At 68.9% G+C, this 15,410-nt stretch carries 8 protein-coding genes and 1 pseudogene; 4 read left to right on the top strand and 5 right to left on the bottom strand.

The window, feature by feature from the left end; all coding sequences use genetic code 11:
* Positions 1-60 precede the first annotated feature (60 nt).
* From FXN61_RS04290 to FXN61_RS04275, 4 genes are all read left to right on the top strand, one after another.
* Complete coding sequence (locus FXN61_RS04290; protein WP_167970444.1) at positions 61-2,157, top strand: prolyl oligopeptidase family serine peptidase; 2,097 nt, start codon at positions 61-63, stop codon at positions 2,155-2,157.
* Between the two features lie 95 nt (positions 2,158-2,252).
* Entirely contained in the window at positions 2,253-3,080 is an 828-nt protein-coding gene (locus FXN61_RS04285) for a mechanosensitive ion channel family protein (protein ID WP_312877545.1), read from the top strand.
* 118 nt (positions 3,081-3,198) lie between these two features.
* Complete coding sequence (locus tag FXN61_RS04280; protein ID WP_167970442.1) at positions 3,199-3,582, top strand: globin; 384 nt, start codon at positions 3,199-3,201, stop codon at positions 3,580-3,582.
* 56 nt (positions 3,583-3,638) lie between these two features.
* The gene (locus FXN61_RS04275; RefSeq protein WP_167970440.1) at positions 3,639-5,231 is read left to right on the top strand and encodes a glycoside hydrolase family 13 protein; all 1,593 of its coding nucleotides are present in this window, start codon (positions 3,639-3,641) and stop codon (positions 5,229-5,231) included.
* A gap of 54 nt (positions 5,232-5,285) precedes the next feature.
* On the opposite strand, the gene FXN61_RS04270 is transcribed toward FXN61_RS04275, so the two are convergent.
* From FXN61_RS04270 to FXN61_RS04250, 5 genes and pseudogenes are all read right to left on the bottom strand, one after another.
* Positions 5,286-6,425, bottom strand: a complete 1,140-nt coding sequence (locus FXN61_RS04270; protein WP_223165309.1) for a low temperature requirement protein A — start codon at positions 6,423-6,425, stop codon at positions 5,286-5,288.
* Between the two features lie 87 nt (positions 6,426-6,512).
* Positions 6,513-7,139, bottom strand: coding sequence for a DUF8010 domain-containing protein (locus tag FXN61_RS04265; RefSeq protein WP_167970560.1), 627 nt, complete (start codon positions 7,137-7,139; stop codon positions 6,513-6,515).
* On the bottom strand, positions 7,132-7,563 hold the full coding sequence (locus FXN61_RS04260) for an acyl-CoA thioesterase (RefSeq protein WP_167970436.1): 432 nt from the start codon (positions 7,561-7,563) through the stop codon (positions 7,132-7,134). The genes FXN61_RS04265 and FXN61_RS04260 overlap by 8 nt, the downstream gene beginning before the upstream one ends.
* A 629-nt stretch (positions 7,564-8,192) precedes the next feature.
* On the bottom strand, positions 8,193-13,133 hold the full coding sequence (locus tag FXN61_RS04255; RefSeq protein ID WP_167970434.1) for an NAD-glutamate dehydrogenase: 4,941 nt from the start codon (positions 13,131-13,133) through the stop codon (positions 8,193-8,195).
* 369 nt (positions 13,134-13,502) lie between these two features.
* Positions 13,503-15,410: pseudogene (locus tag FXN61_RS04250) on the bottom strand (hypothetical protein); the annotation flags it as partial.

Here is a 15,410-nt window from a genome sequence, read left to right as displayed (position 1 = left end):
ACCCGGGGTTAACCAGCTCCCTATCGGAGATGGTTTTCATCGCCCGCTACGCTTGACAAGGTGACTCAGGCTCCTTCCACACCACTGCCAGCGACGATCTCTTACCCGATCGCTGAGCGGCTAAACCTCGCCGAGCGGATTCACGGCCGTGACGTCGCCGATCCGTACCGCTGGCTCGAGGACACGGCGGACCCTCGCACCGAGGAGTGGTCGCAGGCCCAGGACGTGCTCGCACGTTCCTGGTTGGACGCGATGCCGGGCCGCGCACGCCTGGGCGAGCGGCTGAAGGAGCTGATGCGCACGGGTTCGGTGTCCACGCCGACCTGGCGCGCGGGCAGGGCGTTCTTCACCCGCCGCGGTCCCGAGCAGGACCACCCCGTCGTCATGGTGCGCGAGCTCGACGGCACCGAACGTGTGCTGCTCGACGTCAGCGTGCTCGACCCGTCCGGCCGGACCACTCTGGACGGCTGGTCCCCCAGCCTCGAAGGCACGCGCCTGGCGTACCAGGTGTCCGTCGGCGGCAACGAGCACTCACTGCTGCACGTCATCGACGTCGAGTCGGGCGAGCTCATCGAGGGCCCGATCGACAGGTGCCGCTACTCCGCCATCGGCTGGCTGGCCGGAGGCGAGGAGTTCTTCTACGTGCGCCAGCTCGACCCGGCGCTGCTGCCCGAGGACGAGAAGCTGTTCCACCGCCGCGTGTGGCGTCACCGCGTCGGCACCGACCCGGACACGGACGTCAACGTGCACGGCGACGGCCTGGAGCACACCTTCTACTACTCGCTCAACCTCTCGCACGACGGTCGCTGGCTGATCGTGAGCGGTGCGCCCAGCACGATGAAGCACGACTCCGTGTGGATCGCGGACCTGCACGGCAACGGGGCGCTCAAGCCCGTGATCCTGTCCGAGGCCGGCGTGCAGTGCTCGGCGTTCGTCGCGCGTGACGGCAGGCTCTACCTGCACACCACGCTGGACGCGCCCCGGCAGCGCCTCTGCGTCGCCGATCCCGCGAACCCCGCCGAGTGGACCGAGCTCATCAGCGAGGAACCGGACTCGGTGCTCGACGGCGTGCGGTGGCTCAACGGCGATCTCGTCGTGCTGCGCACCCGGCACGCGGTGTCCGAACTGCACCTGCACGACGCCGCCACCGGCGCGTACAAGCAGGAGATCCCGCTGCCCGGCACCGGTTCGCTGCACGGCATGTCCGTCGTGGACGCTCACACCGACCACGACCAGGACACGTTGTGGTTCGGATGGACGGACTTCGTGACGCCGCAGTCGGTGTTCCGCTTCTCGACCTCCACCGGCGAGACCGTGCTGCACGAGGCGGCGCCCGGTCGCGTCGCGCTGCCGACCGTGACGACGCAGCAGATCGCGTACACGTCCAAGGACGGCACGACCGTGCGGATGTTCGTGGTGAGCGGCGAGCAGAAGCCCGACCTGCCCCGTCCCACGCTGCTCACCGGCTACGGCGGCTTCGCGATCGGCCGCGGCCCCGGCTACAGCGCGACCACCCTGGCGTGGGTGGAAGCGGGCGGCGTGTGGGTGCACGTGTCGTTGCGCGGTGGCGATGAGGAAGGCGAGGACTGGCACGTCGCCGGCATGCGCGCCAACAAGCAGAACGTGTTCGACGACTTCCACTCCGCCGCGGAACGCCTGGTGCGCGACGGGTGGACCACGCCGCAGCAGCTCTCGATCATGGGCGGCTCCAACGGCGGCCTGCTCGTCGGCGCCGCTCTCACCCAGCGTCCCGAGCTCTACGCGGCCGTGGTGTGCTCAGCGCCACTGCTCGACATGGTGCGCTACGAGAAGTTCCTGCTCGGACGGTTGTGGGCCGACGAATACGGCAGCGCTTCGGTTCCCGAGGAGTTGGATTGGCTGTTGTCCTACTCTCCGTACCACCGCGTCGAAGCCGATGTTGAGTACCCTTCGGTCCTGTTCACGGTGTTCGAGTCGGATTCTCGTGTGGACCCCAACCACGCCAGGAAGATGTGCGCGGCCTTGCAGCACGCTTCGACAAGTGATCCGGCCAAGCACCCGGTGCTGATCCGCCGCGAGACCGAGGTCGGTCACGCAGGCAGGTCGGTCAGCCGGACGGTCGCTCTCGCCGTGGACCAACTGACGTTCCTGGCCAATGCCACCGGCATGGAGTTGTAGGAGGGCACGAACACGTGTTGGCGACGAGTCCAGTGGATGACGCCGCGAACAAGACCGCGCAGGCGGTCGAGTTCTTCGAGAAGTACGGTCCCACGATCCTCGCGGGCGCGATCAAGATCGTCCTGATCCTGATCGCCGCCTTCGTGATCAGGGCCATGCTGCGCAAGGTCATCGACCGGATCACGACGCCCGGCAAGGAGGGCAAGAAGCCGGGTCTGCTCAAGCCGTTGAGAGAACGCGCTCCGCAGGCGCTCGGGAACCTGATCTCCGAACGCCGCGAGCAGCGGGCGAAGACCATCGGCTCGGTGCTGAAGTCCATCGTCACGATCCTGATCTTCGGAATCGCGTTCCTGGAGATCCTGCTCGTGGTGAACATCAACATCACGCCGATCCTGACCTCGGCCGGCATCCTGGGCGTCGCGATCGGTTTCGGCGCCCAGAACCTGGTGAAGGACTTCCTGGCCGGCATGTTCATGCTGCTCGAGGACCAGTACGGCGTCGGCGACGTCGTGGACCTCGGCCCGGCGACCGGCACCGTCGAGGCGGTGGCGTTGCGCACCACCACGATCCGTGACACCGGCGGCACGGTCTGGTACGTCCGCAACGGCGAGATCCTGCGCGTCGGCAACTCGTCGCAGGGCTTCGCGGTCGCCGTCGTCGACCTGCCGCTGAGCTACGGCGCGAACCTCGCCGAGGCCACCAAGGTGCTGGAGCGCCGAGTCGCCGAAGTGGCCGACACCGAGCCGTTGAAGACGGACATCACGGCCAAGCCCGAGGTGCTCGGCGTGGAGAAGTTCACGCCGGAGAACATCACCCTGCGTGTCACCGTGAAGACGCGTCCAGGACGCCAGTGGGCGGTCCAGCGCAACCTGCGCGCGCAGCTGATGCCGGCGCTCGAAGAAGCGGGCTTCACGGCCAAGTGAGTTAGAACACCCATTCGAGACGGCGATCAACCGGCGTCCTGCCAGTTCACGCCCCTGTGGCGGAGCCAATAGCCGGGGCGGCCTGCGCGCCGCGGCTCGCGTGAGTCAGGATGGTTGTGTGGGCAACCCCGTGAGCTTCTTCGAACAGGTCGGTGGCGAGGAGACGTTTCACCGCATCGTCGCGCGCTTCTACAAAGAGGTGAAGGCTGACGAGGTCCTCCTCCCCCTGTACCCGGACGAGGACCTCGGACCTGCGGAGGAGCGGCTGCGGCTGTTCCTCATGCAGTACTGGGGCGGCCCGCACACGTACTCGGACAACCGCGGCCACCCGAGGCTGCGGATGCGTCACGTACCGTTCAAGATCGGACCGATCGAACGGGACGCGTGGCTGCGCTGCATGCGGATCGCCGTCGACGAGGCAGGCCTGGACGAGGCCCACCGCAAGCAGCTCTGGGACTACCTCGAGATGGCCGCGAACAGCCTGATGAACAGCTGGTCTTGATCGCCCATCACCGATCGGGTCCTTTCGCAGCGAGACGAATGGCAGGATGACCCCCCGTGCGACGATCCTCCGACCTCACCACCGAGATCGCCGAAGAGTCCGTCTGGTGGCGTGACGCCGTCTTCTACCAGGTCTACGTGCGCTCCTTCGCCGATTCCAACGGCGACGGCGTCGGCGACCTCGACGGCATCCGGTCCCGCCTCGGTTACCTGGAACTGCTCGGTGTCGACGCCCTGTGGCTCACCCCGTTCTACCGCTCGCCGATGGCCGACCACGGCTACGACGTGGCCGACCCGCGCGACGTGGACCCGCTCTTCGGTGACCTGGCCGCGTTCGACCGGCTGGTGGCGGACGCGCACGAGCACAACATCCGGGTGACCGTCGACCTGGTCCCGAACCACACCAGCGACCTCCACGAGTGGTTCCAGGAGGCGCTGCAGGCCGGGCCCGGCAGCATGGAGCGGTCTCGCTACATCTTCCGCGAGGGCCGCGGCTTCGACGGCTCGCAGCCGCCGAACAACTGGGTGTCCGTCTTCGGCGGACCCGCCTGGACCCGCGTGCCCGACGGCCAGTGGTACCTGCACCTGTTCGCGCCCGAGCAGCCCGACCTCAACTGGGACCACCCGGAGGTCCGCGCCGACCTGGAGCACACGCTGCGCTTCTGGCTGGACCGCGGCGTCGACGGCTTCCGCATCGACGTGGCGCACGGCATGGCCAAGCCGGAGGGCCTGCCGGACATGGAGATCCGGGCGCAGGTTCCCGGCGTGCTGTCCGACGACGCCCACGACCCGCGCTTCGACAACGAAGGCGTGCACGAGATCCACCGCATGATCCGCAAGGTCATGGACGGCTACCCCGGCACCATGGCCGTCGGCGAGATCTGGGTGAAGGACGACGAGCGCTTCGCCGCCTACGTCCGCCCCGACGAGCTGCACCTGGGCTTCAACTTCCGGCTGGTCGAGGCCGGCTTCGACGCCGACGCCGTGCGTACGGCCATCGAGCACTCGCTGGGCGCCGTCGCGCTCTCCGGGACCTCGGCGACGTGGACGCTCTCGAACCACGACGTGGTGCGCCACGTGACCCGCTACGGCGGTGGCGCGCTCGGCGAGCAGCGGGCCCGCGCGATGACGTTGGTCGAACTGGCCCTGCCGGGCGTGATCTACCTCTACAACGGCGAAGAGCTCGGCCTGCCGAACGTGGAGCTGCCCGACTGGGCGCTGCAGGACCCCACGTGGGAGCGCTCCGGCCACACCGAGCGCGGCCGTGACGGCTGCCGCGTGCCGATCCCGTGGGAGGGCACCACCCCGCCGTTCGGGTTCTCCACCGCGGTGAACACGTGGCTGCCGCAGCCGAACGAGTGGGACCACCTCACGGCGGAAGCCCAGCTGGAGGACCCCGGTTCCATGCTGTCCCTGTACCGGGAGGCGCTGGAGCACAGGAAGTCCAACGCGGGGTTCGCCGGCGAGGAGCTGGAGTGGTACGGCGCCCCGGCGGGCTGCTTCGCGTTCCGCCGCAAGGGTGGCGGCCTGATCTGCGCGCTCAACACGTCCGGTGCGTCCGTGCCGCTGCCTCCCGGCCAGGTGCTGCTGTCGTCCGGCCCGATGGACGGCGATCAGCTGCCTCCGGACACCGCGGTCTGGCTCGTCTGACCGACAGTTCTCGACAGGGGACCGCGGGTGAAAAGCCCGCGGCCTCTGAAAGAGTCACGCCTGCGTCTTCTGCTCCACCGCGAGCAGTGCGCCGAACACGAGCACCAGTGCCGCGACCTGGGCGATGGCCAGCCACAACCCGATCGGCACAGTCGCGAGAGCGGCGATGGCGGCGATGATCCGCCACTTGTTGGCGCCGATCCTGAGCCGCCACCGGAAGTAGATCTCGCCGACGAGGAAGATCGCCGCCCCGCCACCCAGTGCCAGCGCGCCGCTGAGGTAGAGGTGCTCGGTGGCGTGGCCGATCGTCTTCTTCACTCCGACCGCCACGACGACGATGCCGAGCAGGATCGGCGCGTGCGCCCACCCGAACGCCGACAGCGCCGCCCGTGCCCGGTCGGATGGCGTCATGCTCGCGAGGCTGTGCTCGGCGCGCGTGTCCTGCTCGCGGCCGAAGTAGCACCACCAGAGCTGGTAGACGAGCGCGAGACCGAGCAACGCCGCCACCACGAGCTCCAGGTTGAGCGGCAGACCCGCCGCCCCGATGCCGATCGCGATGATCGACTCTCCGAGCGCGACGATGACCACCAGGCCGTGCCGCTCCACGAAGTGCGCCGACCTGATGCGGAACTCCCCGTGCCGCCGGTTCACGTACGGCGACACGATCATGAGCACCACCGCGGCGGTCCACGCCGCCGCCCTCGCCGCGGGTGGCAGGAACCCACCGGCCATCACCAGTCCGGCAGACCCGAGGTTGAACGGCGCGAGCCGTGCCATGGCCGCCGCCGATCCGGGGCCGCCTGCCGAGATGAACAGGCCGGAGTGCACCAGGTTCACGATCAGGTAGCCGACGCCGAACGCGGCACCGGCTGCGCCGAAGGCGTTCGGAATCGCCAGCGCGATGACCAGGAACCCGCCCATGCCGCCCATGAGCAGCAACCGCCGCACAGTGGTGTTCGGCGGGACGGAGTTGGTGAGCCAGACGTACCCGAAGTACATCCAGAGGATCACGAACAGCATGATCACGACCCGCGCGAACCCGAGCGGTGACGTGTCGTCGGCCAGCGTGCTCGTCAGCTGCGTGATCGTGAAGACGAAGACCAGGTCGAAGAAGAGCTCCAGCGTCGAGACGCGGTACTCGGTCTCCTCGTGCGCTTCGTGGCCTTCGTTCGTTTCGTGCGTTTCGGCGGACACGCGCGACATCGTGCCACGCGCATCCGCTTGCGGCGCCCCGAATTCTCCCACGGCGAACCTGAAGCTAACTCCAGGTCAGCGCCGATGTCAGACGAGCAGCGGCAGCATCGAGTGCCGCCGGCGGACCACGGCGCCGAACTTGGCGTCGATCCGCAGCCACGAGTCGGTCGCGGTGACCCGGACCTCGCCGTTGTCGCCGAGAAAACCCATGCCCGACAACGCGAACAGGCACCGCAGCGGGATCTTCACGTCCAAGCCGGACCCGCTGACCGTCAGTACCGTCTGATCCAGCAACGAGGCCGGCGGCGTCCCTTGCGGCCCGGTGTTCTCCCGCGCCACCTCGACGCCCTCGTCCGCGAGCTTCGCAATGACCTCGACGGGCAACCGGTCGACCATGAGCCAGCCCTCAGCGGGCGGCAGGGCCGAGCGCCACATCAGGTCCTTGGCGGGCCCCGGATCGATGCGTTCGTCGCGCATGACCGCGAGTCCCGTCAGCAGCTCGGAACCGGACACCGTCACGTCAGCCGGATTCGCCTGTCCCGCAACGGTTCGCGTGGCGAGCGTGTCGAACGGCGTGGCGACCCACGCGTCGAGCAGCTCCTCGTTGCGGTTGCGCAGCCGCACCACGGTCTGCCCGTCCAGCCGCACCGCCCGCGCCGCGAACGCCCCGAGGTCGTCTCTCTCGGCCGCGTCGGCCAACACCAGCTCAGGCACCATTACCCCCTGCCCGCCACCCGGCGAGAAAATCACGCTCGGCCTCGGTCAGCCGCCGCGGCCGTGCGGTCGTCACGTTGTAGGGCGCCATGAGCGTCTCCGCCCTGGTGACCACAGGGCTGTCCAGCTCGCGGCTGCCGCGCACCACGTAGTCGAGCGTGAACGACGCGGACTTCAACTCCCGCACCGACATCTCGACCACGATGGCCTCGCCGGTGAACACGATCGGCGCGACGTAGTCGACCACCAGCCGCGCCACGACCATGCCCTCGGCCATCTCTTTGACCCCGTGGCGCGCCGCCTCGGTGAACAGCAGCTCGATCCGGGCCTCTTCCAGCAACGTCACGGTGTTCGCGTGGTTGACGTGGCCGAACGCATCCATGTCCGACCACCGCGGTCGCACACCAGTGACGAAGACACCCATACAGGGACCCTACCCACCCGTAGCGGTAGAGCCATCCCCACCCCGAACCCTCTTGTTTGGCCTGATCATCTTGTTGGTCTGATCGTCTTGTTGGTCTGATCGCCGCCATGGCCGATGCCGCACAGCCACGTGGCCTGTTGTGTGGCCGGCCGACGGCGGGAGCGTCTCGACGTCTCACCTGAACCCGCTCGGCCTGACGATCTGTCTCTGGGATCCGACTGGCAACCTGGCGACTGGCAACCTGGCCTGGTGCGGCACAGTGCCTCAGATGCCCCGTGCTGGCCTGGTGCGGCACAGTACCTCGGGGGTGCCCCATGCTGACCTGCCCGACTCAACTCGGGCCCGGCCTACGCGCTGTGCTGGCGGGTACAGGGACGACGAGTCAGCTGACGACCACCGCATTCGACACGACGATCCTGGTCGCTCGCCGCTGTATCCGACACGACGCACGTGCTCCCCCGCGCGCTTCCTCCTGGCGCAACGAGTGAGAGACAATTTCGGTTCCCTGTGCCTCCGAAAACCTGTGGATAACTCGGGCGACACCATCTTGAGCTGCGAAAACAGCCCGGAACAGCGCCGGGGCGCGGTGGAGAGTCGTCCACAGCGCCCCGGCGACGAACTGCTGAGCTTTACCGGACCATGCTCCGCACCTGCCGTGCGGCGACGGACAGGGTGGCCAGGTCCAGCTGGTGGACCCGGTTGATCTCGTCCAGCGCACCGCGCGAGCGAGAAAGGCGGGAAGCGTTGGCCTGCTCCCACTTGGCGATCTTCTCGCTCGCCGTGTCGCCCAGGTCGCTCGCCCTCAGCACGTCGAGGGTGATGGCCCGCAGCGAGGAGTAGAAGTCGTCGCGGAGAGCCAGGCGGGCCAGGGCGTGCCAGCGGTTGCCGCGCTCCAGGTTCGTCACCGAGTCCAGCATGTGGTCGATGTCGAGGTGGTCGGAGAGCGCGAAGTACAGCTCGGCCGTCTCCCGGTGCGAACGCTCGGGGCCCATTCCACCGGCCGGGCCGATCTCGCGTTCGGCGAGCTCGGCGATCTCGGTGACGTCGAGCAGGCCGTACATGTAGAGCAGGGCCGCGACCTTGCGGGCGAGCTCGGCGGGGACGCCCTGTTCGACGAACCTGTCCGCCTTGTCGGCGACCACGCTGTACTCCTTGCCCTGCAACAGGTCCAGGGCGAAGGGGCTGAGCTCGGAGACCACGCCGCGGAAGCGGTTGATCGTCGAGCCCACCGGCAGCGGCTGAGGGCGGTTGGAGAGCAGCCAGCGGGACGCGCGGTCCAGGAGACGGCGGGTCTCCAGAACCATGTTGTCCTGGACGTCCGTCGGCACCACGTTGTCCAGCGCCTGGATCTCGCGCCAGATCGACGGCAGGTCGAAGACCTCCGTGACCACGGCGTAGGAGCGGACCGCGTCGGTCGCCGGCGCGCTCATCTCCTCTGCCAGGCGGAAGGCGTAGGACACGCCACCGCCGTCGACCACCTCGTTGACGACCACCGTGGTGATGATCTGCTTGGCCAGCGGGTGGTTCGGGATGGCCGCGCCGAAACGCTCGCGCAGCAGGCTCGGGAAGTAGTCCGGCAGCTTGTTCTTGAACGTGTCGATCGTCGGGATGTCGCTCGCGAGCAGCTCTTCCTTCAGCGTGAGCTTGGTGAACGCGAGCAGCGTGGAGAGCTCCGGCGACGTGAGGCCTTCGCCGTTCTTCTCCAGCGCCTTGAACTCCGCCACGCTCGGCAGCGCCTCCAGCTTGCGGTTGAGCGCGCCGCGCTGCTCGAGGTCGGCCGTGAGGCGCGCGTGCACCGACAGCATCGGGCCCGCGTGCGCCCGGCTGACGCCGAGGACGTTGTTCTGCGAGTAGTTGTCCGCCAGCACGAGCTCGCCGACCTCGTCGGTCATCTCGCCGAGGACGTCATTGCGCTGCTGCTGCTCGAGCGATCCCTCCCGGACCAGCTGGTCCAGCAGGATCTTGATGTTGACCTCGTGGTCGGAGCAGTCGACGCCCGCGGAGTTGTCGAGCGCGTCGGTGTTGACCTTGCCACCGATGCGCGCGAACTCGATGCGGCCGCGCTGGGTCAGGCCCAGGTTGCCGCCCTCGCCGACGACCTTGACGCGCAGGTCGGCGCCGTTGACGCGGATCGCGTCGTTGGCCTTGTCGCCGACGTCGGCGTGCGACTCGGTCGACGCCTTCACGTACGTGCCGATGCCGCCGTTCCAGAGCAGGTCGACCGGCGCGAGCAGGATCGCCTTCTTCAGCTCCGGCGGCGACAGCTTCACCACGCCCTCCGGCAGTCCCAGCGCAACGCGGGCCTGCTCGGAGACCGGGATCGACTTCGCCGTCAGCGGGAAGATGCCGCCGCCCTCGCTGATCAGCGAGCGGTCGTAGTCGTCCCACGACGAGCGCGGCACGGTGAACAGCCGCACACGCTCGGCGTACGACGTGTCCGCGACCGGGTCCGGGTCGATGAAGATGTGCCGGTGGTCGAACGCGGCCACGAGCCGGATGTGCTCGGACAGCATCATGCCGTTGCCGAACACGTCACCGGACATGTCGCCGATGCCGACGACGGTGAACTCCTCGCTCTGGGTGTCCACGCCGAGCTCGCGGAACGAGCGCTTCACGCTCTCCCACGCGCCCTTGGCCGTGATGCCCATGGCCTTGTGGTCGTAGCCGATCGAGCCACCGGAGGCGAACGCGTCGCCCAGCCAGAAGCCGTAGCTCTGGCTCACGCCGTTGGCGATGTCGGAGAACGTCGCGGTGCCCTTGTCCGCGGCCACGACCAGGTACGTGTCGTCGCCGTCGTAGCGCACGACCTGCGGCGCGGGCACGACCTCGTTGTTGATCAGGTTGTCGGTGAGGTCGAGCAGGCCCGAGATGAACATCTTGTAGCAGGCGATGCCCTCGGACATGAAGTTCTCGCGGTCGATGCCGGGGTCACCGGTCGCCGGGATCGGGCGCTTGACGACGAAGCCGCCCTTCGCGCCGACCGGCACGATCACCGCGTTCTTCACCGCCTGCGCCTTCACCAGGCCGAGGATCTCCGTGCGGAAGTCCTCGCGGCGGTCGGACCAGCGCAGACCACCACGCGCCACCGAGCCGAACCGCAGGTGCACGCCTTCGATCCGCGGCGAGTACACGAAGATCTCGAACTTCGGCCGCGGGGCCGGCAGGTCCGGGATCGCCTGCGGGTCGAGCTTGACCGACAGGTACGGGCGGGCGTTGCCCTCCGCGTCGCGGAAGAAGTAGTTCGTCCGCAGCGTGGCGTTGATCAGCGTGAGGAGGCTGCGCAGGATGCGGTCCGCGTCCAGGCTCGTGACGTCGTCGATCAGCTTGCCGGTCTCGACGACCATCGTCTCGGTGCGGTCCGCGCGTGTGGCGTCGTCGAGCCGCGGGTCGAATCTGGCCTCGAACAACGCGACCAGCGCGATCGCCACGCTCGTGTGGCCGAGCACGGCGTCCTCGATGTAGTCCTGCGAGTACGGCGTGCCCGCCTGGCGCAGGTACTTCGCGTACGCGCGCAGCATCGCGGCCTGCTGCCAGGTGAGCCCGGCCTGCAGCACCAGCGAGTTGAACCTGTCGACCTCGGCCTCACCGCGCCAGACCGCGGCGAACGCGTCCTGGAACCGCACGCGCACGTTCTCGAGGTCAGCCTCGGACAGCTGAGCGAGCGCCGCGGCGTTGATGCGCAGGCCGAAGTCGTAGATCCAGCACTGCACGCCGTCTTCACGAGCGATCTCGTACGGCCGCTCGTCGACGACGATCACGCCCATGCGCTGCAGCATCGGCAGCACGTCGGACAGCGTGATGCCTTCACCGGTCACGAACAGCTTGAAGCGCCGCTCCCCCGGCTCGGCGTCGTCCGGCACGTAGAACACCATGTCGAGGTCGCCCTCGGCGAGCGCCTCGATGCGCCGGTAGTCCTCGAGGCCCGTGCTCGCAGGGAAGTCCTCCTTGTAGGCCTCCGGGAACACCGCGGCGAACCGCTGGCCCTGCTCGGTGGCCGACTCGGCGCCGACGCCGTCGTCACCGACGACGGCCTCGACCATGCGGTCGTCCCAGCTGCGCACGGCCTCGGCGAGCTTGTGCTGGATCGCCATGGTGTCCGGCTCGATCGTGCGGGCCGGGTCCGTGTGCACCATGAAGTGCACGCGCGCCAGAGCGGACTCGCCGATGCGCGCGCTGTACTCGAGGTTCAGGCCGCCGAGCTCGGCGAGCAGCACCTCCTGCATCGCGAGGCGGCTCGTCGTCGTGTAGCGGTCGCGCGGCAGGTAGACCAGGCACGAGAAGAAGCGGCCGTACGGGTCGCGCCGCAGGAACAGCCGCAGCCGCCGCCGCTCCGCGAGCGCGATGACGCCCGTCGTCGTCTGGTAGAGCGTGTCGGCGTCGACCGAGAACAGCTCGGTGCGCGGGTAGTTCTGGATCACCTCGAGCATCCGCTGGCCCGAGTACGACTGCAGCGGGAAGCCGGCGCGGTGGATCACGTCGCGCACCCGGCGCTCGATCACGGGGATGTCGAGCACGTCCTCGTGCAGCGCCGTGGTGCTGAAGACGCCGAGGAACCGGTGCTCACCGGAGACGTTGCCCTCGCCGTCGAACGTCTTCACGCCCACGTAGTACGGGTAGACGCTGCGGTGCACACTGCTCTGCGCACTCGCCTGGGTCAGCACCAGCAGTTCGGGGCTGAGCGCCTGCGCGCCGTTGTCCGGGCCCGCGGTCAGGCTGCGCGCCGCGAGGCTGTCCTGCCGCAGCACGCCGAGACCACTCGCGAGCACGGCCCGCAGCGCGGGTTCACCGTCCTCCTGTACCAGCTCGTACTGCCGGTAGCCCATGAACGTGAAGTGCCCGTCCGCAAGCCACTTGAGCAGCTTCGCGCCGTCCGTGGTGTCCTCGGACGAGTCCTTCTCCAGCTCGTCGGCCAGCTGCAACGCCGTGGTGACCATGCGGTCGGTGTCCTCGACGACCTCGCGGACGTCGGTCAGCACCGTCAGCAGCCTGTTCTCGAGCTCGCGGGCCCGATCGGCGTCGGTGATGAGGTCGACCTCGATGTTCATCCACGACTCGGCCAGCGCGTCCGCGGGCGGGTCGGCCGGATCCGCGGTCGGCAGCACCTCGATGCGCTCACCGGTGACCGGATCACGGCGCACCACGACGATCGGGTGCACAACGCGCTGCACCTGCACACCGCCGCGCGTGAGCTCGGACGCGACCGAGTCCACGAGGTACGGCATGTCGTCCGTCACAACCTGGACCACGGTGACAGGACACTGCCACCCGTCGGTCGCGCGTGTCGGGTTCAGAATGCGCACCGCGGCGCGTCCGGGGACGCGGCTCTCAGCGAGCTGGTAGTTCGACCGCACCGCTCCGACGAGGTCCACCGGGTCGTCGTCGTTGACTTCCTCAGCGGGCACGTGCCGGTAGAAAAGGCGGATCAGATCAGCGAGTTCGGGGGCATTGGCGGCGGCCCGTTCGATCAGCTCGTCACGGACCTGCTCAGGACTGGCCGTTCGACTTTCGCCGTCCGCGGTACTCACCGCGGAGGCATCGTCGGTTCGGGTCGGGGCTCCAGTCGAGGTCATCTTCAGGCGACTCCACGCTATCCGGCACCTCTGTGTGCCGGGTCCGACCCCACCCTAGATGGGGTGTGGGCCGTCACCGGCAACGGGAGGGGCACTGACGGACCACTGAATCGAGGGCTGAATCGAGTCACATCATCAGTGGCGGCAACGCATTCCGCATCGTGGACGCGACAGCACACCGGCCGGCTCCGACGAGCGAGCCGGCCCCGGCATCCGGTCGATCCGTGGCACACACAACGATCATGGCCCGGCGGCGTCGTGCTCACCGCCGAACCGTGTAAATAACCCACCGCACACCTTCGGGTGGTCATCTCGCTGTTGAGGAGATCTCTTCCTCGCGGGCGCTCCGAAGTGTGGAGCTGGCCACTGTCACGTCCCCGGCAACGTCCACCCGGCGGGACCGGCTGGCGGGACGGGGCGGATGGGGCCGGTGGTCTCGCTGTCCGGCGCGGCGCCCACGGGGACGATCGGGCCGGTTTTCTCGGACTCCGACGGCTGGGCCGGCTCCTGGGTGGGTCGAGCCGGGTCCGGGGAGTACGACTGAGGGGTGAAGGGCTGCTCGGGGAGGAAGTAGGACTCCGAGCTGGGCCGGGCTTCGCCTGACTCCGGTGAGCTGAAGGGCTCGCCGGGCCTGAAGACGGGGTCCGAACTGGTCCGAGCTTCCGCGGACGATTCCTGCTGTGCACCGAAGGACTGACCAGCGCCGAAGAGGAAGTCCGAACCGGGCCGCGCCTCCGCAGCCGAATCCTCTTGCCCGCCGAACGACGGACCAGAACCGAAATAGGAGTCCGAACCGGACGTGGTGTCCGCGCCCAGCTCAGGCGAGCCGAACGACTGGCCAGGGCGAAAGTCCGAGTCCGAGCCGGCCGACTCCGCTGAGGCCTGATGCGAGCCGAACGACTCCCCCGGACGGAAGAGGGAATCCGCGCTGGACGGCTGCTCAACCTCGGCGGATCGTTCCGGCAGGTAGGACTGCTCCGCCGCGTCGGATGGCTCCGGAACGGAGGCTTCCGGGGAAGGCCCGGGTTCGACCGCCGACCAGTCCGGGGCGGTCATGTCCGCGGAGTCGAGCTGCTCCTCATCGGAGCGGCGGCCTGTCTCGTAGGCGACGAGAGCTTCGGCGAGCAGGTCGGCGAGGCTCAGGTCGCTCGGCTTGCGGCGGCTGCTCGGACGGCTTGCTCGCGTGCCGGACTCGTCATTGGACTCGGCGGGGGTCGCGTCGCCCACCGGTTCGCTGACGGTCGGCGTGGTGAGACCTGACGCCGCCATCTCGCTGTCGGTGGCGTGGTCGAGTTCGGTCCGAGCGGACTCGGCTGAGTCCGGTCGGGCCGGAGACTCGGGTTGCGCCGCGAAGAAGTCGTACTGCGCGGCCGGCTCGGACTGGGCATCCGGCTCAGCCGGCGTGGCGGGGTCGGGTTGGGCACCGTAGCCGGGCTGCGCCCCGAAACCAGGTTGGGCGCCGAAGCCTGACTGGGTTCCGAAACCGGATTGGGTCCCGAACCCGGACTGCGTGCCGAAGCTCTGAGTCCCGAAGCTCGGCTGCGTACCGAAGCTGGTCTGCGTGCCGAAGCTGGTCTGGGTGCCGAAGGTCGGCTGGGCGGTGTGGTCGGCCTGCGTCGGTGGCACGTCGGTGGAGGCCGGCTGGTCCGGGGCGCGGGACACGCGGACCGGGACCGTGGGGACGTCCGAGGCGTCGTCCTCCACGTCCGCGGAGCTCAGGAAGGTGCTCGACAGCAGGTCCGGTTCCGGGGACTGCGGGATCTCGTCCGGAATCGGCACCGACGGGACCGGGTCCGGGATGGGCGGCAGCGGCTTGTGGTCCGGATCCGGTTGTGTCTCCGGGTGTTCCGCCGGCTCCGGGGAGGGGACGGAGGCGGCGGGCTGCTCCTGTGACTTGGGGGTGCTGAAGTCGAGCGAGCTGAAGTCCAGGTCGGGGAGCTTGCGCTCGTCCGGGTCGGCAGGCGTGGCAGGGAAGCCCGATGCCGGGGTGTAGAGCGGGTAGGACGGGGCCGGGTCGTCCACGTGGGGGCCGAAGTCCGGGGCCGCCGGTGGGCGGTTGAACGCCGCGGACAGGCCCGTGCGGGTCGGGCGGTCGGCCATGTCCGGGGACGCGGGGTCGGCGAGGCGGTCAGGATGGTCGGAGTGGGCGCCGGCGGAGAAGTCTTGCGATGCCTGGGAATCCGCGCCTGTGCTGTCCGCAGCCGTGCGGGCGGCGAAGAAGTTCTGCGACGACTGCGGTTCCGCGCCGGGGTCGTCCTGGCGCAGGCGGGACGGGGG

The sequence above is a fragment of the Lentzea indica genome, assembly GCF_012184385.1.
GTDB classification, from domain to species: domain Bacteria; phylum Actinomycetota; class Actinomycetes; order Mycobacteriales; family Pseudonocardiaceae; genus Lentzea; species Lentzea indica.
The sequence above is the reverse complement of the archived record's forward strand: the minus strand, read 5'-3'. Positions and strand labels throughout refer to the sequence as shown.

Excerpts from the sequence above, each read along its gene's own strand:
- FXN61_RS04260 (WP_167970436.1), bottom strand. The coding sequence starts at position 7,563 with ATGGGTGTCTTCGTCACTGGTGTGCGACCGCGGTGGTCGGACATGGAT.
- FXN61_RS04255 (WP_167970434.1), bottom strand. The coding sequence starts at position 13,133 with ATGACCTCGACTGGAGCCCCGACCCGAACCGACGATGCCTCCGCGGTG.